This is a genomic window from Acinetobacter sp. SCLZS86 (assembly GCF_021560715.1).
GTDB classification, from domain to species: Bacteria; Pseudomonadota; Gammaproteobacteria; order Pseudomonadales; family Moraxellaceae; genus Acinetobacter; species Acinetobacter towneri_A.
The window spans coordinates 1,017,963-1,040,078 of the sequence record NZ_CP090864.1 but is presented as its reverse complement, the minus strand read 5'-3'; the positions used below and the strand labels follow the sequence as shown (position 1 = coordinate 1,040,078).

The window sequence follows — 22,116 nt, the reverse complement described above, 5'->3', positions numbered from 1 at the left end:
GAGCCGAACATGAACGAAGATCAAAAACCTAATGATCCTGTGAATGAAGTGGCTTCATCCAGCGATACAGAAAAATCGCCTGCGCAACAGGTAGAAACAAAAACTGAAATAGAAAACAACGCGACGACTTCGACCGAGCAACAACAAGCTCCTGAAATCGCTAAAAAGAAAAAATATTTATTGCTCGCCCTGATTCCAGTTCTGCTGGCAGTCATCGCTTTTGGATTGTGGAAAAGCTACCAACCGGCTCCGCTTGAATTGCAGGGTCGTGTAGAAGCTGAAACAGTTCAGGTGGCGACCAAAGTGCCAAGCCGTATTGAAGAAATCTATGTAGAAGAAGGTCAGCGGGTCAAAAAAGGCGATGTACTGGTGCGCTTAAACAGCCCGGAAATTCAGGCCAAAAAACAGCAAGCCGCAGCGGCTTTACAATCTGCGCTGGCCTTACAATCGACTGCTGAACGTGGCTCGCAGGAAGAAAATATCGCCAGTCTGTATGCCAACTGGCAATCGCTGAAAGCACAGCAAAATTTAGCCAAAGTTTCTTATGAGCGTGGTGCAAATTTATTGAAGGAAGGTGTGATTTCACGCCAGCGCCGTGATGAATTGTATGCAGCCAGTCAATCAGCGGCGCAAATGACAGAAGCAGCGTATCAGCAATACGCACGTGCCAAACGTGGCAGCACCTCGCAGCAAAAGAGTTCTGCCGATGCACAAGTAGATATTGCCCAGGCTGCGCTGGATGAAGCCAATGCTTTAGAAGCAGAAACCCAATTAGTAGCACCTGTAAACGGAACGGTGTCTAAAACCTATGGCAAAGTCTCGGAGCTGGTAGCCACCGCAGTCCCTGTGGTCAGCCTGATTGAAGATCAAATGTGGGTGAGCCTGAATATTCGTGAAGACCAATATGCCCCATTTCAGAAAATGAGCAGTATTGAAGGTTATATTCCCGCCCTAGATAAAACCGCCACTTTTCAAATTAGACAGATCAGTGCTGAAGGTGAATTTGCCACCATTAAGACCACACGTCAAACCGGCGGTTATGATGTGCGCAGTTTTAAGCTGCATCTTGTACCCACACCAGCGATTTCTGAACTGAAAGTCGGGATGAGCGTGTTATTTAAACTGAAAGAGACCCGATAATGTGGACGGGTATATGGCGCGAACTGCGCTATCTGCTCAGCGAAAAATGGGATCTGTGTCTGGTCACGCTGGCACCTGCACTGGTGATTATTTTATTCAGCAGCATGTTTGCTCAAGGGAAATCGGATCATTTACCGATTGCGATTATTGATCAAGACCAGAGTGCGCTGAGTCAAAGCATTTATCAACATGTGGCGCTGAATCATACTCTTAAAATTGCTACGGTGTCGGAACAAACAGCTGAAATTGAGCGCCTGTTAAATCAAAATAAAATTTGGGGTTATATCCATATTCCAAGCGGTGCCGAGCAACGTCTGGTTCGTGCCCAGGATGCTGACATCAGTATTGCTTTTAACCAGAGTTATTTCAGTATTGGAAATACCATTTCCTCAGCCATGCTGGTCAGTACCCTACAAGCACTCGCTGAATTTAGCGGACAGCAATATCTGGGCAACCGACTCCCCTCTCTCGAAGCACCGTCACCGCATATTAAAATATCTCCGCTGTATAATCCGCAGCTGAATTATGAATTCTATCTGGAACCCTATGTCATTCCGGCAATTCTGCATTTACTGCTGTGTTGTTGTGTGGCATTTTCCGTCGGTCAGGAACTGAAGCGGCAGACCTTAACAAGCTGGATTAGCAACTCATCCATCTGGATGGCATTGCTGTCTAAGAACCTGATCTATGTGGCTATTTTTAGTCTATGGACCTGGATCTGGATGTTCTGGCTGATTGAAATTCGCGGCTGGTTTGTTGCCGGCTCGCTCGCTCTGATTCTATCGGCACAATTTCTGCTATATAGCGCTTATGCATTTTTAAGCAGTGCAGTGGTTCTGGCAACCAAAGATTTAAGTAAATCTTTTGGCATCATTGCGGTCTATGGTGGTTCATCTTTAAGTTTTGCCGGTGTGACTTTACCTTTAAATAATGCGCCCCTATTCACCCAGCTCTGGTCCAATATTATTCCGTTTACGCCCTATGCCAAATTACAAACTGAACAATGGGTGATTGGTAGTCCATTGCATATTTCACTGCAAGCTGGATTCATGCTGCTGATCTATGCCCTAGTTTACGCTCTGCTGGCTTATCTGTTTCTTAAAAAAATAGTTAAAGGAGCAGTCCAATGAAATCCCTCTGGTTTTACTATCTGCAAAGCTTTAAGGATATTGTCAGTCACGGCACGATCTTTACCACGCTTATTCTATCCGTCTTGTTTTACAGCTTTTTTTATCCAACCGCTTATCAGGCACAGCAGGCTGAAGCCTTACCGATTATTATTGTCGATGAAGAACAAAGTAACTTAAGCACCCGTATTATTGGTCAAGTGGCACAAAGCCCCAATGTGGAGATTGAGGCGATTACCGGCAATTTTTCCGAGGCCAAACAATGGGTGGAATCACAAAAAGCCGATGGTATTTTACTTCTGCCAGACAATTTATCGCAAAGCTTAAGGCATGGTGAAACAGGTGGCATTGGCCTGTATTTAAGTACAGCCAACTTTTTAGTAACCAAACAAATTGGTCTGGGCTTAGCCACATCAGTTGAGCAAACTTTGGCAGATTATACTGAACGCTTTGGCAAGGTCTCGGATTTTTCACCTGCCCTTTCTGTGCATCAAATTCCTTTATTTAATCCGCTGTCCGGCTATGGCAGCTATGTCTTTCCTGCGGTTGCACCTTTAATTATCCACCAAACCATTCTTTTGGGTTTGAGTATGCTGATTTTGGTATATCGGGAAAGAAAAATAGAATTAAACACAAATGCATTGATTGGGATGTGTTTAGCGGTCTTCACCATTGGTTGTCTGGGATGTTTCTATTTATTCGGCTTTAGCTTCTGGCTATTTGATTATCCGCGCGGTGGCAACCTGCTCGGGATGCTGCTGGCTGTTGCGGTTTTTATCTACACGATAATTGGCATGACCTGCTTATTTGCTAGTTTTCTGGATCTGCCGGAACGTGCGGGGCATGTCATTGTATTCACTTCTATTCCACTGTTCTTTTTATCTGGTGCGGCCTAGCCGCATGCTGCCATGCCCACCTGGATGCAAGTCGTTGGCGAAATCCTGCCCTCTACCCAAATTGTGCAGATGTTTATTCAACTCAATCAGATGGGTGTGCCTACAACACTGATCTTGCCTAAATTGCTCTATCTTGGAATGATCGGTAGCTTGTGCTTTTTTTTGGCTTATCGACGTTTAATTTCTGGTCATCAAAGCAGATAGAGCATTATAGCAATGCTCCTATTCCACTTATTTACCCGATTCGCCAAAGACTTGAATATTGAAATTATGAATCTTGTTGCTACCATTCGGCTTGTCAAAACTAACATCATACTGAACCAGATTTTCTGGATAGGCAATTTCATAGCTGACCTTATATTGCCCAAGCTGATCGGTTGCTTCTTCAATCTCTTTGGTCATTAAAGTCTTAGACTTGTATTCACCTTGAGGAATTGAACGTGAAAAGCGTTTCATCAGCTTTTCATTGTCCTTAAACTGGGTTTGCAACTGCGGCTCTAACTGATCCAAAAACTCGTCATACTTCCCATCACGCAACTCCTCATAGGCTAGCTGTGCCGCCTTTTCCTGTTCAGGACTCGGATCTGGAATATTGTCCATTGAATTACAGCCACTCAATGCAACCGCTGCTGCCAACAACATTAATTTGGTTTTCATCGCTTACCCTTATGCAGTCAACGTTTATAAAAAAGGACGCCGAAGCGCCCTTTTTATCAGTAAAAAACTTATTCTTCTACTGAATTTTCACCGTCTTTTTCCACTTGCTCAGTTTCAGCAACTGCATCCGTTTCAGCCACTAAAGATTCTGCACCTTCAATCGCTTCAACAAACTCGTCTTCTTCCACAGCTTCAATCGCCTCTACACCCACCAATGTTTCGTTTTCACCTAAGCGGATTAAACGCACACCTTGTGCATTACGACCTGTTTGTGCCACTTCAGAAGCGCGAGTACGCACTAATGTACCGCCATCAGAAATCAGCATCAGCTCTTTACTTTCATCAATCGCAACTGCACCGACCAATTCACCATTACGTTCAGAGGTCTTAATGGCAATCACGCCTTTACCGCCACGTTTTTTGGTTGGGAAGTCATCTACAGGTGTACGCTTACCATAACCATTCGCCGAAGCACACAAAACTTCGCCTGTTTCTGGTACTACAACTAGCGATACAATACGACTGATGAGTGCTGAATCTGAATTATCTTCATCATCGCTATCTACTTCTGCATCTTCGACATCTTCAACTTGCGCAGAACCAAAGCTGACGCGCATACCACGTACACCTTTGGCCGCACGACCCATTGACCGCACATCAGTTTCAGCAAAACGAATGGCTTTACCTTCATTAGAGAACAACATAATTTGCTGTTCGCCATCGGTAATTGCAACACCAATTAAAGTGTCTTCTTCATTCAATTCAATGGCACGTAAACCATTCGAACGCACGTTACTGAATTGTTCCAATTCAACACGTTTCACTGTACCTGATGCCGTTGCCATAAATACATAGAAGTTTTTACGCAAGGATTCTGCTTGTGATGCAAATTCCGCAATAATCTCATCATCTAAATCGGTTGCAGAAAGCTCTACACCCAATTGTTTCAATTGCACACGTAATGCGTCAGATAAATCATCACCATCTGCTAATTCAGCAAATGCTGCTTCTAATTCTGCATAATGTGCAGCAATGATAGCGTTGGTTTGCAGATGTGCCGCATTGGCTTTCACATAGCTACGGAAGTCCGCTAACCGCTCGGTAAATTTCTTCGGTGCATCAATGACCGGTAAAATCGCAGTGATGGTTTCATTGGCATCTAACGGCAATAAGTTCACCATTGGACGACCTTTAGCACCACGCGATGCTTGCGGGACTTCAAACACTTTCAGACGGTACACTTTACCCACATCGGTAAAGCACAGCACCGTTGCGTGGTTGGACGTCACAATTAAATGCTGCACATAATCATCTTCTTTCATCGACGTTGCAGATTTACCACGACCACCACGACGCTGTGCTGCGTAATCTGACAATGGTTGAGTTTTTGCATAACCTGTTTGTGAAACAGTCAGTACCACTTGTTCTTCTGGAATTAAATCTTCACGCGAGAAATCAATACGCGATTCTACAATTTCAGTACGACGTGCATCGCCATATTGTTGTAAAACTTGCGCCAACTCTTCACGAATCACGCCCATCAACAAATTAAAGTCATTCAGAATTGCAGTTAATTCAGCAATTTGTGCCAAAATTTCAGAATATTCCGCATGTAACTTGTCTTGTTCTAGACCTGTTAAACGATGCAAACGTAATTCTAAAATTGCGGTCACTTGCGCAGGCGATAAACGATAAACCTGACCATCTAAACCAAATGGGCGGTTAGGATCTTCACCTTCAATTTCGTCTGGACGTACAGAAACTGAACCAGCTTTTTCTAATAATGCGACTACACCGCCTGCTGCCCATTCGCCTACCTGTAAACGCTCACGCGCTTCGGCTGGGTTGGCAGAAGATTTAATGGTTTCGATGATGGCATCAATATTGGCCAACGCGACGGTTAAGCCTTCTAAAATGTGCCCACGTTCACGTGCTTTACGCAACTCGAACATGGTACGGCGGGTCACTACTTCTTGGCGGTGACGAATAAATGCCGCAATAATATCTTTCAGGTTCATCAATTTTGGCTGACCATTGTCTAGGCAGACCATGTTGATGCTGAATGAGTTTTCTAACTGCGTATTTAAGAACAGGTTATTCACAATCACTTCAGCGTTTTCACCACGCTTCAGATCAATTGCAATACGCATCCCTTCTTTATCAGACTCATCACGTAATTCTGAAATACCTTCGAGTTTCTTCTCTTTCACCAGTTCAGCAATACGCTCAATGGTTTTGGCTTTGTTGACCTGATAAGGGATTTCAGTAAAGACGATGGTGGTACGACCAGATTTTTGATCTTCTTCAAAATGGTACTTACCACGAATATGCAAACGGCCTTTACCTGTACGGTAAGCATCAACAATGCCTGATTTACCGTAAATAATACCGCCTGTAGGGAAGTCTGGACCTGTGATATGTTCCATCAACCCTTCAATTGAAATATTTGGGTTGTCTGCATAAGCCAAACATGCATGCACCACTTCAGTCATGTTGTGCGGTGCCATATTGGTCGCCATACCTACAGCAATACCTGCAGCACCATTGACCAATAGGTTTGGAATACGAGTAGGCATCACTTGAGGAATACGCTCAGAGCCGTCGTAGTTATCTTCCCAATCGACAGTGTCCTTTTCTAAATCGGCCAACAGTTCATGAGTAAGTTTGCGCATACGGACTTCGGTATAACGCATGGCTGCGGCACTATCGCCATCAATCGAACCGAAGTTACCCTGACCATCGACCAATTGATAACGCAAACTGAAATCTTGCGCCATACGAACAATTGTTTCGTAAACTGCATAATCACCGTGAGGGTGATATTTACCGATGACGTCACCGACTACACGGGCAGACTTTTTGTAAGCTTTGTTGTAGTCATTGCCCAATTCGTGCATTGCGAATAGCACACGACGATGCACAGGTTTTAGACCATCTCGTACATCTGGCAGCGCACGTGACACAATCACGCTCATCGCATAGTCTAAATACGAGTGCTTGAGTTCATCCTCAATGGCAATCGGTCTAATTTCCGATACGCTCATGCATACTCCTTATTCTGCAAACAAATTTTGCTTGCATTTTATATGTCGTAAAACTTGCAAATGATTAGCCTGAAATGCAGGCTAAAAATAAAAACTAGCGAAAAATTATAGCATATACGCCTGTGTTTTTGTGCTTTAGAGATGATCTTAATCTTGTTAATTTACTTAAATTTAACGGTGATTTTTTAGACAAAAAATATTCACACTCAAGAAACAAAAGTGCTTCATATTTTTAAGAGTCACGTCAAAATATCTTCAACATATACTTGCTCGATATGTACCCACATATACGCTAAGTTCACATAATGTACTTAAAACCAATCACTGCATCTTAATTAAAAAAAGACAATAAAAAACGCCCCTATGCTATTCACATAGAGGCGTTTTTGACTGTGTTCAGTAATTAGATTTTAGATACTAACTCTGGAACAACAGTGTTCAAGTCACCCACTAACCAGTAGTCAGCTACTGCGTTGATTGGCGCTTCTTCGTCTTTGTTGATCGCAACGATCACTTTAGAATCTTTCATACCTGCCAAGTGCTGAATCGCACCAGAGATACCTACAGCGATGTACAAATCAGGTGCAACGATTTTACCTGTTTGACCTACTTGCATGTCGTTTGGTACGAAGCCTGCATCTACTGCTGCACGTGAAGCACCTTGTGCTGCACCAAGTTTGTCTGCTAATGGATCAAGTACTTTGTGATAGTTCTCACCAGAACCTACACCACGACCACCAGAAACTACAATACGAGCTGCAGTTAATTCTGGACGCTCTGATTTCACAATTTCTTCAGAAACAAATTTAGAAATACCAGCATCACCTGTCACAGTCGCAGCTTCAACCGCAGCCGAACCACCTTCTGCAGCCACTGGGTCAAATGCTGTACCACGTACAGTACCTACCACAATCGCTTCTGAAGATTCTACAGTTGCAATCGCGTTACCTGCATAAATTGGACGTTTGAATGTCTTTGCAGAATCTACAGCGACGATGTCTGTGATCATGCTAACATCAAGAAGTGCAGCCGCACGCGGTAAAATGTTTTTACCTGTTGTTGTAGAAGCAGCAAGGATATGGCTATAACCTTTGCCTAATTCTGCAACAAGTTTTGCTACGTTTTCAGCCAATTGGTTTGCATAAGCCGCATCGTCAGCAAGTAATACTTTGCTTACGCCTGCAACTTTGGCTGCTTGGTCTGCAACTGCTTGTGCACCAGAACCCGCAACCAATACAGTGATATCACCACCGATTTTTTGAGCTGCAGCAACAACGTTTAATGTTGCACCATTTAGTGCTTTATTGTCGTGCTCAGCGATAACTAAAATACTCATGATTTTTATCCTTCTGTATTAGATCACTTTCGCTTCGTTTTTCAATTTATCTACAAGTTCGTCTACAGATTTCACTTGTACGCCCGCTTTACGCTCGGCAGGTGCTTCAACTTTTACAGTTTTCAGCTTAGAACCTGTTGCAACGCCATAATCTGCAGGAGATTTGGTGTCTAGCGGTTTTTTACGTGCTTTCATGATGTTTGGAAGTGCCGCATAACGTGGCTCATTCAAACGTAAGTCAGTGGTAATGATTGCAGGAAGTGCAAGCTCAACAGTTTGTAAACCACCGTCAATTTCACGTGTTACCTGAACTTTGTCGCCATCTACTTTTACTTCTGAAGCAAAAGTACCCTGACCTGCACCCAGTAAAGCGCCGAGCATTTGACCAACTTGGTTAGAGTCGTCATCAATGGCTTGTTTACCCAATAAAATAAGTTGTGGTTGTTCTTGTTCAACAACACCTTTTAAGATTTTAGCCACTTCAAGTGCACCAATCTCATCGGCTGTTTCAACCAAAATACCACGGTCTGCACCAAGCGCCATTGCAGAACGGATTTGTTCCTGCGCTTCTTTAGGACCAATGGATACCACCACGATTTCTGAAACAGTTCCTTTTTCTTTTAAACGAACCGCCTCTTCCACTGCGATTTCACAGAATGGGTTAATTGACATCTTAACGTTAGTCAGGTCAACTCCACTATTATCCGGCTTAACGCGAACTTTAACGTTGGCATCTACCACACGTTTTACAGCAACAAGAGCCTTCATGTAATCCTCGGCTGTTTTAGCAAAAGTAAATATTGAGAAAAGTTAATAATAACTCTTCGCTTTAAATTTTTTAGGTGTCCTATCTTGCTATGTGATCGGCATTTCGGTCAAGTCAGAATTGTCTAAACAAGGCTAAAAATGCCGAAAATTAACTGAACGATGCGTTCATACTTTTTTATTTCTAAAAATAAACAAACCAAGCGACGATTATATAAGCAATTTTAAACTTTGATTTATATTATGTTTTTTATTTATTCCCCTCATCAACAAAATTGATTGAAATGCAATTCAAATTGAGTTCCGCCTACAATTTAAGCAAAGTTCCTTACATAAAACCCTATAACCTGACTGTCATTTAAGATAGAAAACTTTATTTTTTACAGTATTTTTTCAGATATAAATGCGCTTTTAAACTGTGACTGCTGGTTCACAAAACTGTATTTAGCAATTGAATGGGTATGAATTAAACAATCTATTTTATTTTGATGGATATTTATGCGCTTTCACCACGCCAGCTTCCTGATAAGGGAGATAAAAAAACTCAGCTTAAACTTGCTGAGTTTCCAAGAAGTCACGGTGGATATGACTCAGATCAATCAATTCATACGCCTGTAAATTAAAAATTTTCCAGACTGCAATAAAATCTTGTTTTACATCTATTTTACTGCTTACATTTGGGCCTGCTTGCCACTGTTGATCTGAAATCCACACATAGCTTTGTTGTGTTTGTGGATGAATCGCTTGCATTTTACCTTCGGCATTAATGCCCCGCACTACACAATCGGCAGGTAATTCTTGCTCAATCATCGGCAAACTTATTTCGACAAAATGTTTCACTTGACGCAAGCCATAACCTGAAAAAATTTCTTTTTGGCTTGGACTCAATTGTTCATACTTTTCTTGAAGATTTGAAATCATGGTTTTGCCTATCATTTGATATCCAAAGTGTTATACAGTGGAACAAAAAATAATGTCATCCATGTCTATTATTCATGTGACCCACTCTTTCTGCTTCTTTTATACTTCATAACTCACTTTTTTATTATTCTACAATAGTTGCAATGACATCTAGGTGAAAGCGCTTTTACTTAAAATATTGAGTACAGCACTAAGACTTTGCAACTGACTGTGAGAAAAATATTTGCAGTATGAAACTTATAGGGTCTGATGACACTTCGTCTATGTTTGCGGCGACGCATATTTTTTAGCTGTTATAAGGCATGGGACAGGAAATTTAGTCATTCTAAATGACTGGCACATAACGCAATAGCAGCAAAAAATATGCTCGCCCTGAAAGGCTGTGGCTAAAACTATCTCAGATTGCGTTATGAAACTTGACAATAGTCTCGCTATTCCCTGCGTTTCATGCCTAATCTGCTCAGTTTTAGCCTACAGCGCAAGCCATTTATGAAATGTCAACAGACCCTAGATTTTAACTAGCAAAAATAATGCCTACTTTAAGGTAAAGCTTTACTTTTTACTCGCACGTGGATGTGCCTGATCATAAACTCGTGCTAACTGATCAAAATCGACATGTGTATAAATTTGCGTGGTGCTTAAATTGCTATGCCCAAGCATTTCTTGGACTGCACGTATATCCCCACTATTCGACAGCATGTGACTGGCAAAACAATGTCGCAATAAGTGCGGATGTAAATCGACATTCACGCCCGCACGCTGTGCCTGAAACTTCACCCGATTTTCTATTTGGCGTGCTTTTAAAGGTTCGCCTTTTTGGGTAATAAACAATGCTGCATCAGGTACAAAATCGCCCTGCCACAGAGGATAAATCTGTAACCATTGCATCACTGCATCTTTGGCTTTACGACCAAAAGGCACAATGCGGGTTTTATTGCCTTTACCTGTTATGCGCAGCAATTGACGGTTAAAATCTAAATCGCGGATACGCAAACTTTGTACTTCTGCTAGGCGCAAACCACTCGAATATAACAATTCTAAAATCGCTTTATCGCGTCGCCACATTTGTTGTTGTACTTCAGTTTCAGGTTCTGGCTGATCCAAAATTTGATGAATCGTTTCAATATCAATCAAACCTGGCAAAGGTCTTGGCTGACGTTTTAGCTGAAAATTATCAATTGGATTAAATTGTAAATATTGTCCATACTCAGCCCATTTCATAAACTGACGAATCGCTGACAACATGCGCTGCAAACTGCTGCTATTTAATTGCTGCTGTTCTACTTTTTGCGCTAAATAATGGCGCAAATCTGCAGCTTCTACATCATATAAGGCAAGTTGTTGTTGCTCACAAAAGCTAAAAAAATCATTTAAATCACGTGCGTAGGCTTTTAATGTATGTGGTGACTGCTGTTGTATTTCGCGCTCTTTGAGCCACATCTTTATTAATTGCTGCGAATCGTACATTAGTCACACTCCGATTGCTGAACTGAGGCAAACTGAGATAAATAAGCAGCAATGTATTCAGCTGCCTGATCTGCATGTGTTTCTAAAAACAAATGATCACCACCATGCACAACTCTTAATACAGCGTGTGGAAATTGTTGCTGCAAAAACTCACCTACAGCCAGTGGACTTATCGGGTCTTGATCGCCCCATAACAACAAAATAGGCATGTGGATTTTAGCGAAGTCTGCTGTGTAATCGACTTTTGCCTCAACAAACCAGTCAGGATAATTTAAATCACTTGCTTTATAGTCTTGTCGCCAATCTTGCGCCTGAAAACTGCTTAAATCCATGCCACCAGATGTTGCAGCCAATACCAATCCTTTCACTTTTTCTGGATATTGCAACGCGGCAGCAACTGCAAAAATACCGCCCATCGACTGTGCAATGATAATGCAATCATCTGGGATATTCGCCAACACATAAGCCTGCAAACTTGCAAAATCATGTACCTGTGAATGTGCAGGTTGATGATTAAACTCAGGATAAGCCACAATTTTTACAGCAAGCTGCCACGGCAATTTTTCAATCTTTTCGATTAGAGGATGAAAAAATGCGGTATTGCCTGAAGCGCCAGGTAAAAAAATCAGTTGCGGCATAATGAGTAGAAGTTTTTAGAATGACGTTCGGTACAGCATACCTGATCCGTGCCGCAAGATACAAAAAAGCACCATTCGTTTTGAATCGTGCTTTTAAGTAAGATAAGGGCTGTTTATGTTAGAACGAAGCTTCAACCCTGAAAATAATTTAAATCCAAACGACCGTGATAGACGTTAGCAGTTGGCCCTGTCATCCACACCACATCACCTTCACGCCATTCGATTTGCAACTTACCACCTGCCAGTTCAATTTCAACTGAATTAGACAATAAGCCACGACGCATACCCGAAACGGCTGCAGCACATGCACCTGTACCACAAGCCAAGGTTTCACCCACGCCACGTTCAAACACACGCAAACGCGCATGTTTTTCATCAATGATTTGCATAAAACCTGCATTGACACGCTGCGGGAAACGCTCATGTGATTCGACTTGTGGGCCAATTCCTGCAACATCGGCAGTCAATACATCAGGCACAATGGTCACAGCATGCGGATTGCCCATATTCACCACATCAATGGTCAATGCAGCACCATTTTTCAGCGCGATGTCATATAAATTATCAGGCTGATCGGCAATGAATGGAATCTCATGCGGCAAGAATTTTGGATACCCCATATTCACTCGCACCCAACCGTTTTGCCCCAGCTCAGGCTCTACAATGCCTGCCTTAGTTTGCACCTTGATTTTGGTTTTAGTCGTAAGCTGACGTTCATGCACAAAACGCGCAAAACAACGCACACCATTGCCGCACTGCTCCACTTCAGAACCATCGGCATTGAAAATGCGATATTTAAAATCAACATTTGGCAAATCGGGCGGTTCCACGATCAGGAGTTGGTCAAAGCCAACCCCAAAGTGACGGTCTGCAAGGCGCTGAATGGTCAATGCATCCAAATAAGCACGTTGGCTGATGAGATCAACCACTATGAAATCGTTGCCCAGACCATGCATTTTGGTAAATTCTAATAACATCTCGAATTCCCCTTATGGCAATAAACGCTCTCTTTCCCACAACGATTCAATGCTTTCACGTTCACGAATTAAATGTGCTTGATTTGCATCGACCATGACTTCGGCTGCACGGCCACGGCTGTTGTAGTTAGAGCTCATCACAAAACCGTATGCACCCGCACCCATCACAGCCAAAACATCATTTTCTTTGATCGCAAGCTGACGTTCTTTACCCAAGAAGTCGCCTGTTTCACAAATTGCACCAACCACATCCCACTCTAGCGTTTCAACATCCGTACGCGGGGTTACGGGCTGAATGTCCATCCATGCTTCATATAACGCAGGACGGATTAAGTCATTCATGGCAGCGTCAATAATCGCGAAGTTACGATGATTGGTCGGTTTGAGTAAATCAACTTTCGTTAGCAGCACACCTGCATTTGCAGAGATACTACGCCCCGGTTCCATATACACTTTAAGACCTAACTTTTCTAAAGCGGGACGTAAAGCATTGGCATATTCTTCAACCGTTGGTGGGGTTTCGTCTTTATAAGTCACCCCTAAACCACCGCCAATATCAATGTGTTTGAGCTGAATACCCATTTCTTTTAAGGTATCAATCATCACAATCACGCGATCTAAAGCATCTACAAACGGTTGTGTTTCGGTCAATTGTGAACCGATGTGACAGTCGATGCCGACGATATCTAAGTTCGGTAAAGATGCAGCATATTCATATGTGCTGTACACCGAATCTGACGGAATACCGAATTTATTTTCTTTCAAACCTGTCGAAATATAAGGATGGGTTTTGGCATCAACATCTGGATTAACCCGTAATGAAATTGGTGCTTTGACATTCATGCTTGCCGCAACTTTTTGGATACGGTCTAATTCTGCATGTGATTCTACGTTAAAGCAGGCAATCCCAACTTCCAAAGCTGTTTGAATATCGGCTTCAGTTTTACCTAAACCTGAAAAGACTATTTTCGAGGCATCACCGCCTGCTTTGAGAACACGCGCCAATTCACCGCCTGTCACAATATCAAAACCTGCACCCAACTTAGCCAATACATTCAATACCGCAAGATTAGAGTTTGACTTTACCGCAAAACAAATTTGATGATCGATAAAGTGAAAAGCACGATCCATATCTAAATAATGCTTTTCAAAAGTCGCTTTTGAATAAACATATAGCGGTGTGCCAAATTGCTGTGCGAGTTGTTGTAGCGAACATTGCTCTGCATGCAATACCCCTTGAATACGGGTGAAACTCATGGAGGTATCCTTTATCTAGAAAGCGTTAAGGTGTAGTCGATGTAGATGCAGCAGGTGCAGCAAACTGCTGTTGCACAGGTACGGCTGTGTCTGACGATGTTGCCGATTGCGTTGCACGTTTAGGCGCAGCATCTGGATATAACAAATATTTTGCGCGTTTGTCGTAATTTGGGTCATTGGGTAACTGTAATGTACCTGACTGACCACAACCGACCAAAACCACTGTTGTAAGCAAAACACTCATGCAGCAAATGACGGTACGCATCTGACCACCTATAAAATATTTTCGATGAAGTATAACGCGATCACTGCCGCGACCAAAGTGCTAATGCAGAGAGATTATATTGAGCTTAGTAAAAATTCTAGCTTACTTACTATTCTGCTGGCATAGATTGACCTTATCAGGTCTGAAAAATTGCGACTTCTGACACAGATAAAGTCAATTTTATTTCAAGGCATCAATTGTCAAAATCTAAAAACTATGCAAAAAATATAACGTGCTTAAAACCAAGTTCTTTTAACAGGAAGTTTTAAAGACTGGCATATCACTTGCTTAATTTTTACAACTGTTCAACTACAGTCACAAACTAAGCATTTATACACTGCGTTTATAAGAAGAAATTTATGCAAAATTTACAATCGATGATGGAAACCCTAAGCGGTTGGGTCTGGGGCCCATACATGTTGGTGCTCATTGTAGGCACAGGTGTCTTCCTCACCTTCCGCTTATTGTTCTGGCAATTCCGCATGTTGCCACTGGCTTTTAAACAAGTCTTTTGCAAACACGACAAAGCGCAAAAAGAACCGGGTGATATTTCACATTTCGCATCACTCATGACTGCACTCTCTGCCACGATTGGTACGGGAAATATTGCAGGTGTTGCAACGGCTTGCGTACTCGGTGGTCCGGGCGCCGTATTTTGGATGTGGATGACTGCTCTGTTTGGTATGGCCACCAAATATGGTGAAGGTGTTTTGGCGGTTAAATACCGTATTAAAAACGAAAAAGGGCAAATGTCAGGCGGCCCAATGTACTACATTGAACGCGGACTAAAATGGAAATGGCTCGCGATTATCTTTGCTTTTTTTGGTACAGTCGCCTCGTTTGGGATTGGCAGCTCAGTACAATCCAACACCGTAGCTTTAGCGGTTGAAAATAGCTTAGGTTTAGAAACTTGGATTACAGGCGTGGTAATTACCGTATTTTCTGCATTGGTGATTTTGGGCGGAATTAGCTCAATTTCCAAAGCATCTTCGGTGATTGTTCCAATTATGGCCATTCTATATGTTACAGGCGGTTTAATTATCATCCTGAATAATTTGCACCTTGTCGTGCCTGCGTTTGAGCTAATTTTCCGTGATGCCTTTACTGGCGAAGCGGTTGCTGGAGGTGCAATTGGTGCAGTAATTCGTTACGGGGTGGCACGTGGCGTATTCTCTAACGAAGCAGGGATGGGTTCTGCCCCTATTGCTGCGGCGGCCGCCAAAACCGACCACCCTGCGCGTCAAGGTTTGGTGTCTATGACAGGTACCTTTATCGATACCATTATTGTCTGTAGCATCACGGGGATTGTTTTGGTAATGGGCTTCATTATGGCAGGTAATAGCTTTGGTGGTGCAACAGGTGCTGTACTCACCACACAGGTTTTTGACCAGTTATTGCCAGGCTTTGGTGGTTGGGTCGTCACTTTCGGGATCATCTTCTTCGCCTATTCCACCATTCTCGGTTGGAGCTATTATGGTGAAAAATGCTGTACTTATTTATTCGGCGAAAAATACGTGTTGATTTACCGCTTAATTTATATTGCTTCAGTGTTCATTGGCACCATCGCCACCCTAGATTTAGTCTGGTTATTTGCCGATACCTTTAATGGTTTAATGGCTGTACCAAACTTAATTGCCTTGTTGTTACTGTCTGGTGTGATTGCCAAAGAATCCAAAGACTTTATTGCGAAACGCAAATCTGGCGAGTTGTATTAGATAAGCCCAATTCATTGAATTATTCCCTTCAAATCATAAATCATACAATCACCCACGTGGTTGTATGATTTTCCATGAAAAATCTAGATAACATTCATTTCGCGAACATTCCTCTGTATGCTGTAGTCAGTTTTTAATTGATGCAATGACTGGGTTATGGCAAAAGTAAAAAGTGTCTATCGTTGTGAACAATGTGGTGCAGATCATCCTAAATGGGCAGGTCAATGTTCAGAATGTGGGGAATGGAACTCACTTCATGAGGTCAGTATTGCCCCTGCGGTGACGCATCGCGCCCAACCTAAAATGGGCGGTGGCTATGCAGGACAAGCGGCCGCCATTACCACCCTCAATAAAGTGTCTGTATCGCATGAAACCCGTTTAACAACAGGCATTGGGGAATTTGACCGTGTTTTGGGTGGCGGTTTGGTTACGGGCTCTGTAGTACTGATTGGTGGTGATCCTGGTATCGGAAAATCGACCATTTTGCTACAAACTGCGACACACATGGCGGCTGCCAATAACACCGCTTTATATATCACAGGTGAAGAATCTCTTTCTCAAGTGGCGTTACGCGCTCAACGCTTAGACTTACCCACCGATCAACTGAAAGTCATGGCAGAAACCTGTGTCGAACGGATTTGTGAAGTTTTGGCGCATGAACGCCCTGCGGTAGCCATTTTGGACTCGATTCAAACTTTATATACCGAAACATTGCAGTCTGCTCCAGGTGGTGTTTCACAAATTCGTGAATCAGCTGCCTTGCTGACCCGTTTTGCAAAAAATAGTGGCACTGCGCTGTTTATTGTCGGTCATGTGACCAAAGAAGGGGCTTTGGCTGGGCCGCGCGTCCTTGAACACATGGTCGATTGCGTCTTGTATTTTGAAGGACAGTCAGACTCACGCTACCGTATGATTCGAGCAGTCAAAAACCGTTTCGGTGCAGTGAATGAACTGGGCGTTTTTGGCATGACCGATAAAGGCTTACGCGAGGTTGCCAATCCATCGGCGATATTTTTGAGCCGTTATGATGAGGCAATTCCAGGTTCTATTGTCATGATTAGCCGCGAAGGAACGCGACCACTTTTAGTTGAAGTACAAGCTTTGGTGGATGATGCACATGGTCAGCCTAGACGTGTGGCTTTAGGTCTGGAACAAAACCGTCTGAATATGCTATTGGCGGTGATGCATCGGCATGGTGGCGTACAAACGTCAGGGCAAGATGTGTATGTAAATGTGGTCGGTGGTTTAAAAATTACCGAAACAGGTTCAGACCTTGCTGTATTGCTTGCCTGTGCCTCTAGCTTGCGTGGCAAAGCGCTACCACAACAATTGGCCGTATTTGGTGAGGTCGGTTTATCGGGTGAAATTCGCCCAGTGCCGAATGGTCAAGAACGCTTAAAAGAAGCGATTAAACACGGATTTAAATACATTATTGTGCCGCGTGGCAATGCTCCACAAAAAGCCATTGCAGGTGTGCAAATTATTGCGGTGGCGCGTTTGCATGAAGCCTTAACTGAAGCTATGAATTTAAGTGAAAACTTAGGCTAAATCCTTGGATAATATTTTTTGTGTTTCAAGAAAAATATCATATTTATATTGAAATTCGCAGCAAATGCCTGCATAAATACACAGCTTAACTTTATTTTAATATAGGAAAATTTGATGGAAGTTCGACAGCGTGGTTTGATCGCAGCAATGCTCACAGCGACTTTATTGGTAGCGCCGTTAGCAGCAGAAGCAAAACGTGCAGGTGGTGGTAAAAGCCATGGCATGAGTCGTTCGGCTGCTCCAACTCAGTCTTACCAACAACCTCGTCAAACAACACCAGCACAACAACCAACAACTGCACCAGCACAGCAAAAATCTGGTCCAGGCGTAGGTGGTATGGTTGCTGCAGGTGTTGCAGGTGCGGCAATTGGTGCGGTTGCTGCCAATGCCTTGGCTGATGATCAAGCTGCAAGTGCTGCCGAAGCGCAAGAGGAAAAAGGTGGTATTCCAAGTTGGATTTGGATTTTACTTGCTGCTGCCGTTGCCTTCTTCATTTTCCGTAAGATGGGCGCAAAAAAAAAACTAACGCCTAATCCGTATGCGCCAAATAGCGGTGCCAATCAGGCACCGTTTGCGCAAACACCACCTGCTGCTGCACCACGTAATGACAATACCAATATTTTTGGTCAATCTGTTGGGGGTTCTGCAGCTTCTACTCAAGCGCCTTTTGGTCAAACTACCAATAATAACGCGCCATTTGGTGCAGCTTATACCAACAGTGGCAATCAATTGCCTGATGGCTCAGAGCCTGCAAGCTTTTTACGTGTAGCACGTCAGCGTTTTAACCATATTCAGTCTATGAACACCGCCAGTAATATCGCAGAAATTCAGCGTTATTTAAGTCCTGATCTATATCAGTCGATGTATCAAGACATTATGGCGAACCAAGACCAAGATGTGGCTGAGTTTTCTAACTTGAATGCCATGGTGGTCGATTCTGCAACTGAAAATGGTCAATATGTCGTAAGTGTACGTTTTACTGGTACAGTCAGCGAAGACCTGAACAGCCTACCGCAACCATTTACAGAAATTTGGCACTTTGTAAAACCTGCAGGTTCTAATCAAGACTGGTTGGTAGCAGGCATTCAACAAGAGCAATAATTTCAATGGATCTAGAAAAACAGTGACTTCGGTTGCTGTTTTTTATGCCTTTCTTTATTTAAGTTGAGACCCATCATGTATAAACAGCACGTTTAACTCTTCTAAGACATCAACACCGAATTCATCCACACTTGCCACACAAAAGCAAACCCTCGATTGATTAGATCTATCAAAAAGTATCCTCATTCATCAATACAGTTTATTTAGCCCACCTTCTCTTTGTATCTACCCAGAGATAAATCAATTCACCTTATCCGTATCACTTTGATTATTTACAGTCGATCTTCATTGACTTAACCAACAAAAAAGCCCTGCAAACGGGCAGGGCTAAATTGTTACTGTTAAATCTATTATTCAGGCAATGGGATAAATTGCTTATCAGTATTTTGAACTTTGCGCTCACCAACTACGACTTGCAAATCTAAGGCTTCTTCACCACGTTCCACTGAAACAGTCACCGTCGTATGCGGTGCTTGTGCAGCAACATAATTAATTAAATGCGAGGTTGAAGTAATCGCTTCATTATTCACTTTTAAAATTTTATCGCCACGTTTTAAACCAGCCTCTGCTGCAGGGCCGCCGGGTAGTACATCGGCCACCACTACACCGCCTTGTGTAGGTTCTAAAATATTGTCTTGTTGCACAGGCAATAAACTAATGCCTAACCAGCCACGAACCACACGTCCATCTTTTAAAATCGAGTTTAAAACCTGCTGACAGACTTGTGCAGGAATTGCAAAGCCAATGCCCAATGAACCACCCGATTGCGAGAAAATTGCGGTATTTACCCCAATCAAATTTCCTGCCACATCAATCAATGCACCGCCTGAGTTACCTGGGTTAATTGCTGCATCGGTTTGAATGAAATCTTCATAGGTATTAATGCCCAAGTCAGAACGTCCTGTCGCAGAAATAATACCTTGCGTCACGGTTTGTCCCACACCAAATGGGTTACCAATCGCAAGCACGACATCGCCCACTTCATTGCCACTGAGTTTAAATGGCAATACAGGCAGTTTTTCTAGGTCAATTTTAATTACCGCCAAGTCTGTGTCTGGGTCAGTTCCAACGACTTTTGCAATCGCACGGCGACCATCATGCAAAGCCACCACAATTTGTTCAGCCTGCGCAATCACGTGATTATTTGTTAAAATATAACCATCTGGACGAACAATTACCCCAGAACCCAAACTATTTTCATTTGGGCCTTGCTTAAATTGATCTGGCAACTGGTTACCAAAAAATTCACGAAACGCAGGATCATTTAACAATGGATGATCCAATTGTTTAACTTTTTGTGTGGTAAAAATATTCACCACCGCAGGCGCTGCCACTTTAACCGCAGCACTATACGACACCACCCCACCTGTCCGTGTTGTATCAATTAATGGTTCAACTTTTTCGGCAGGCATTTTGACCCCATCGGCAGCTACAGGCGCTTTCGGTTTTTGCAGTTGTTGCCAAGTCACAAAGCCAATAATGACTAGAATGAGTAACACCCAAGGTAACCAGGTAAAGGTCCGGCGCACGTTTTATACCTCTAAATAAATTTTTTTGATGATTAAGTCATTGAATGAGCTATTGTAAAACGAAATACAAATAGAAACATAAAAAAGCCCAAGAGTTTTGTCTTGCTTTAGTTACAATACAAAATATATTTTGATATTCGCTAAATATGAGCAATTTGAGAGAGTTATGGCGCAATTAAAAGAAATTATTCAATGGTGTGATCAAACTTTAAATACACATGAATTTAAAGATTATGCGCCAAACGGTTTACAAATTGAAGGCAAGTCTGACGTTCAAAAAATTTTATGTGCAGTGACTGCCTCTCAAGAAGCTATCGATGCTGCAATTGCGCAAAATGCAGACTTATTGTTGGTGCATCATGGCTATTTTTGGAAAGGCGAACCTTACCCAATTACAGGCATGCGCGGTAAACGCATCAAAAGTTTAATCCAACACGATATTTCTTTGGTCGGTTATCACTTACCGCTCGATTCACATCCAAGTCTAGGCAATAACGCAGCGATTGCTGAATGTTTAGCGTTAGAAAATTTGCAAGCCTTGGACCCTAGTGAACGTCATCCTATTGGCAATATTGGTTTTTTAAAGCAAGCCATGAGTGCAACTGAATTTCGTGATTATCTTACAGCACGTTTAGGCTTTAATACCATTCATCTTCCTGCCGAAAAAAGTCAGATTCAAAAAATAGGTTTTTGTACTGGTGCAGCACAAGATTTTATTGGCAAAGCGGCTGAACAAGGTTGTGATGCCTTTATTTCGGGCGAAGTCAGTGAACGCACCTATTATGAAGCCAAAGAATTAGGTGTGCATTATTATGCCTGCGGACATCATGCGACTGAGCGCTATGGTGTACAAAGACTCGCAAAAGCTATTTCAGAACAGTTTAATATTGAGTATAGTTATTTTGAATTAAATAACCCAATTTAATACACTGTTTCACCCAACATTTCACTCAAATGACAGCTGTTTTTAACATCGTCTTTAGATGTATACATTCGAGTCTAATTCTGTATGGTTATTTAAACCTAATGCGCAATTTATCTCGAAATCTATTACAATAGAGCCACTTAATGTTAAAACCCAGCAAAATGCAAGGAATTGAAAACATGACAACCATTACTTTACCAGCTTTACCATACGGTTACGAAGATCTTGCTCCACACATCAGCAAAGAAACTTTAGAATACCACCACGACAAACACCACAACACTTATGTTGTGAACTTAAATAACTTGATCGCGGGTACAGAGCTTGAAGGTAAAACTTTAGACGAAATTATCAAAGCAACTGCAGGTGATGCAGCTAAAGCTGGCGTATTCAACAACGCAGCGCAAGTTTGGAACCACACGTTCTACTGGAACTGTATGGCGAAAAACGGTGGCGGTAAAGCAACTGGTGCTTTGGCTGCTAAAATTGATGAAGCTTTCGGTTCTTACGAAAAATTCGCTGAAGAATTTGCTGCTGCAGCAACCACTCAATTCGGTTCAGGTTGGGCTTGGTTAGTGGCTGACGAAGTGAATGGCAAACTTTCTATTATGAAAACTTCAAATGCCGACACACCAATGGCACACGGCAAAGTTGCAGTATTGACAATTGACGTTTGGGAACACGCTTACTACATCGACTTCCGTAACGCACGTCCTGCTTACATCAAAACTTTCTTAGAAAGCCTTGTAAACTGGGATTACGCAAATGCGAAATACGCAGGTCAAGAAGCTGGTGTAGAAAAATAATT

General features: G+C 42.6%; 18 protein-coding genes and 1 pseudogene. 8 read left to right on the top strand and 11 right to left on the bottom strand.

Going from position 1 to position 22,116, the window contains the following annotated elements:
* Positions 1 to 9: 9 nt before the first annotated feature.
* The 3 genes and pseudogenes from LZP46_RS04860 to LZP46_RS04850 all read left to right on the top strand — a co-directional run bounded on the left by LZP46_RS04860 (position 10) and on the right by LZP46_RS04850 (position 3,367).
* Positions 10 to 1,140 carry an HlyD family secretion protein gene (locus LZP46_RS04860; protein ID WP_005252470.1) on the top strand — a complete coding sequence of 377 codons (1,131 nt, stop codon included), beginning with the start codon at positions 10 to 12 and terminating at the stop codon, positions 1,138 to 1,140.
* Positions 1,140 to 2,270, top strand: a complete 1,131-nt coding sequence (locus tag LZP46_RS04855; protein WP_131261184.1) for an ABC transporter permease — start codon at positions 1,140 to 1,142, stop codon at positions 2,268 to 2,270. The genes LZP46_RS04860 and LZP46_RS04855 overlap by 1 nt, the downstream gene beginning before the upstream one ends.
* Positions 2,267 to 3,367, top strand: a pseudogene (locus tag LZP46_RS04850) (ABC transporter permease). Before LZP46_RS04855 ends, LZP46_RS04850 begins: the two are co-directional and overlap by 4 nt.
* Before the next feature lie 27 nt (positions 3,368 to 3,394).
* Here LZP46_RS04850 and LZP46_RS04845 read toward each other — a convergent pair.
* From LZP46_RS04845 to lptM, 10 genes are all read right to left on the bottom strand, one after another.
* The gene (locus tag LZP46_RS04845) at positions 3,395 to 3,820 is read right to left on the bottom strand and encodes a DUF3887 domain-containing protein (protein ID WP_179994643.1); all 426 of its coding nucleotides are present in this window, start codon (positions 3,818 to 3,820) and stop codon (positions 3,395 to 3,397) included.
* A gap of 68 nt (positions 3,821 to 3,888) precedes the next feature.
* Positions 3,889 to 6,864, bottom strand: a complete 2,976-nt coding sequence (gene gyrA, locus LZP46_RS04840) for a DNA gyrase subunit A (protein ID WP_236094837.1) — start codon at positions 6,862 to 6,864, stop codon at positions 3,889 to 3,891.
* 403 nt (positions 6,865 to 7,267) lie between these two features.
* On the bottom strand, positions 7,268 to 8,200 hold the full coding sequence (locus tag LZP46_RS04835; RefSeq protein WP_004971866.1) for an electron transfer flavoprotein subunit alpha/FixB family protein: 933 nt from the start codon (positions 8,198 to 8,200) through the stop codon (positions 7,268 to 7,270).
* An 18-nt stretch (positions 8,201 to 8,218) separates the two neighbouring features.
* The gene (locus tag LZP46_RS04830) at positions 8,219 to 8,968 is read right to left on the bottom strand and encodes an electron transfer flavoprotein subunit beta/FixA family protein (protein ID WP_004971869.1); all 750 of its coding nucleotides are present in this window, start codon (positions 8,966 to 8,968) and stop codon (positions 8,219 to 8,221) included.
* Between the two features lie 546 nt (positions 8,969 to 9,514).
* Positions 9,515 to 9,886 (bottom strand): hypothetical protein, encoded by a 372-nt coding sequence (locus tag LZP46_RS04825; RefSeq protein ID WP_236094836.1) that lies wholly within the window; start codon positions 9,884 to 9,886, stop codon positions 9,515 to 9,517.
* A gap of 552 nt (positions 9,887 to 10,438) precedes the next feature.
* Positions 10,439 to 11,353 (bottom strand): site-specific tyrosine recombinase/integron integrase, encoded by a 915-nt coding sequence (gene xerA, locus LZP46_RS04820; RefSeq protein WP_236094835.1) that lies wholly within the window; start codon positions 11,351 to 11,353, stop codon positions 10,439 to 10,441.
* Positions 11,353 to 11,991: an alpha/beta fold hydrolase gene (locus LZP46_RS04815; RefSeq protein WP_236094834.1), complete on the bottom strand. Its 639-nt coding sequence runs from the start codon at positions 11,989 to 11,991 to the stop codon at positions 11,353 to 11,355. The genes xerA and LZP46_RS04815 overlap by 1 nt, the downstream gene beginning before the upstream one ends.
* A 131-nt stretch (positions 11,992 to 12,122) precedes the next feature.
* Positions 12,123 to 12,968 carry a diaminopimelate epimerase gene (gene dapF / locus LZP46_RS04810; protein ID WP_236094833.1) on the bottom strand — a complete coding sequence of 282 codons (846 nt, stop codon included), beginning with the start codon at positions 12,966 to 12,968 and terminating at the stop codon, positions 12,123 to 12,125.
* 12 nt (positions 12,969 to 12,980) lie between these two features.
* On the bottom strand, positions 12,981 to 14,225 hold the full coding sequence (lysA, locus tag LZP46_RS04805) for a diaminopimelate decarboxylase (RefSeq protein WP_236094832.1): 1,245 nt from the start codon (positions 14,223 to 14,225) through the stop codon (positions 12,981 to 12,983).
* A 25-nt stretch (positions 14,226 to 14,250) separates the two neighbouring features.
* Positions 14,251 to 14,490 (bottom strand): LPS translocon maturation chaperone LptM, encoded by a 240-nt coding sequence (lptM, locus tag LZP46_RS04800; RefSeq protein ID WP_004971884.1) that lies wholly within the window; start codon positions 14,488 to 14,490, stop codon positions 14,251 to 14,253.
* A 359-nt stretch (positions 14,491 to 14,849) separates the two neighbouring features.
* Here lptM and LZP46_RS04795 point away from each other — a divergent pair, with 359 nt between their 5' ends.
* The 3 genes from LZP46_RS04795 (at position 14,850) to LZP46_RS04785 (ending at position 18,854) form a co-directional block, all read left to right on the top strand.
* A complete protein-coding gene (locus tag LZP46_RS04795; RefSeq protein WP_236094831.1) occupies positions 14,850 to 16,205 on the top strand; it encodes an alanine/glycine:cation symporter family protein in 1,356 nt (451 codons plus the stop codon).
* Between the two features lie 156 nt (positions 16,206 to 16,361).
* Entirely contained in the window at positions 16,362 to 17,753 is a 1,392-nt protein-coding gene (gene radA, locus LZP46_RS04790; protein ID WP_104853204.1) for a DNA repair protein RadA, read from the top strand.
* A gap of 114 nt (positions 17,754 to 17,867) precedes the next feature.
* A complete protein-coding gene (locus tag LZP46_RS04785) occupies positions 17,868 to 18,854 on the top strand; it encodes a Tim44 domain-containing protein (RefSeq protein WP_236094830.1) in 987 nt (328 codons plus the stop codon).
* A gap of 350 nt (positions 18,855 to 19,204) precedes the next feature.
* Here LZP46_RS04785 and LZP46_RS04780 read toward each other — a convergent pair whose 3' ends face one another.
* Entirely contained in the window at positions 19,205 to 20,383 is a 1,179-nt protein-coding gene (locus tag LZP46_RS04780) for a S1C family serine protease (RefSeq protein ID WP_236094829.1), read from the bottom strand.
* Positions 20,384 to 20,549: 166 nt separating this feature from the next.
* On the opposite strand from LZP46_RS04780, the gene LZP46_RS04775 reads away from it, so the two are divergent.
* Positions 20,550 to 21,308, top strand: a complete 759-nt coding sequence (locus tag LZP46_RS04775) for a Nif3-like dinuclear metal center hexameric protein (RefSeq protein ID WP_236094828.1) — start codon at positions 20,550 to 20,552, stop codon at positions 21,306 to 21,308.
* Between the two features lie 179 nt (positions 21,309 to 21,487).
* Positions 21,488 to 22,114, top strand: coding sequence for a superoxide dismutase (locus tag LZP46_RS04770; RefSeq protein ID WP_070154187.1), 627 nt, complete (start codon positions 21,488 to 21,490; stop codon positions 22,112 to 22,114).
* Positions 22,115 to 22,116: the final 2 nt, after the last annotated feature.

Bases quoted from the DNA above. Each gene is read 5' to 3' on its own strand.
- LZP46_RS04775 (WP_236094828.1), top strand. From the start codon at position 20,550: ATGGCGCAATTAAAAGAAATTATTCAATGGTGTGATCAAACTTTAAAT.
- LZP46_RS04855 (WP_131261184.1), top strand. From the start codon at position 1,140: ATGTGGACGGGTATATGGCGCGAACTGCGCTATCTGCTCAGCGAAAAA.
- radA (WP_104853204.1), top strand. From the start codon at position 16,362: ATGGCAAAAGTAAAAAGTGTCTATCGTTGTGAACAATGTGGTGCAGAT.
- LZP46_RS04845 (WP_179994643.1), bottom strand. From the start codon at position 3,820: ATGAAAACCAAATTAATGTTGTTGGCAGCAGCGGTTGCATTGAGTGGC.
- LZP46_RS04830 (WP_004971869.1), bottom strand. From the start codon at position 8,968: ATGAAGGCTCTTGTTGCTGTAAAACGTGTGGTAGATGCCAACGTTAAA.
- lptM (WP_004971884.1), bottom strand. From the start codon at position 14,490: ATGCGTACCGTCATTTGCTGCATGAGTGTTTTGCTTACAACAGTGGTT.
- LZP46_RS04770 (WP_070154187.1), top strand. From the start codon at position 21,488: ATGACAACCATTACTTTACCAGCTTTACCATACGGTTACGAAGATCTT.
- LZP46_RS04835 (WP_004971866.1), bottom strand. From the start codon at position 8,200: ATGAGTATTTTAGTTATCGCTGAGCACGACAATAAAGCACTAAATGGT.
- LZP46_RS04815 (WP_236094834.1), bottom strand. From the start codon at position 11,991: ATGCCGCAACTGATTTTTTTACCTGGCGCTTCAGGCAATACCGCATTT.
- dapF (WP_236094833.1), bottom strand. From the start codon at position 12,968: ATGTTATTAGAATTTACCAAAATGCATGGTCTGGGCAACGATTTCATA.
- xerA (WP_236094835.1), bottom strand. From the start codon at position 11,353: ATGTACGATTCGCAGCAATTAATAAAGATGTGGCTCAAAGAGCGCGAA.
- LZP46_RS04860 (WP_005252470.1), top strand. From the start codon at position 10: ATGAACGAAGATCAAAAACCTAATGATCCTGTGAATGAAGTGGCTTCA.
- LZP46_RS04795 (WP_236094831.1), top strand. From the start codon at position 14,850: ATGCAAAATTTACAATCGATGATGGAAACCCTAAGCGGTTGGGTCTGG.
- LZP46_RS04825 (WP_236094836.1), bottom strand. From the start codon at position 9,886: ATGATTTCAAATCTTCAAGAAAAGTATGAACAATTGAGTCCAAGCCAA.
- lysA (WP_236094832.1), bottom strand. From the start codon at position 14,225: ATGAGTTTCACCCGTATTCAAGGGGTATTGCATGCAGAGCAATGTTCG.
- gyrA (WP_236094837.1), bottom strand. From the start codon at position 6,864: ATGAGCGTATCGGAAATTAGACCGATTGCCATTGAGGATGAACTCAAG.
- LZP46_RS04785 (WP_236094830.1), top strand. From the start codon at position 17,868: ATGGAAGTTCGACAGCGTGGTTTGATCGCAGCAATGCTCACAGCGACT.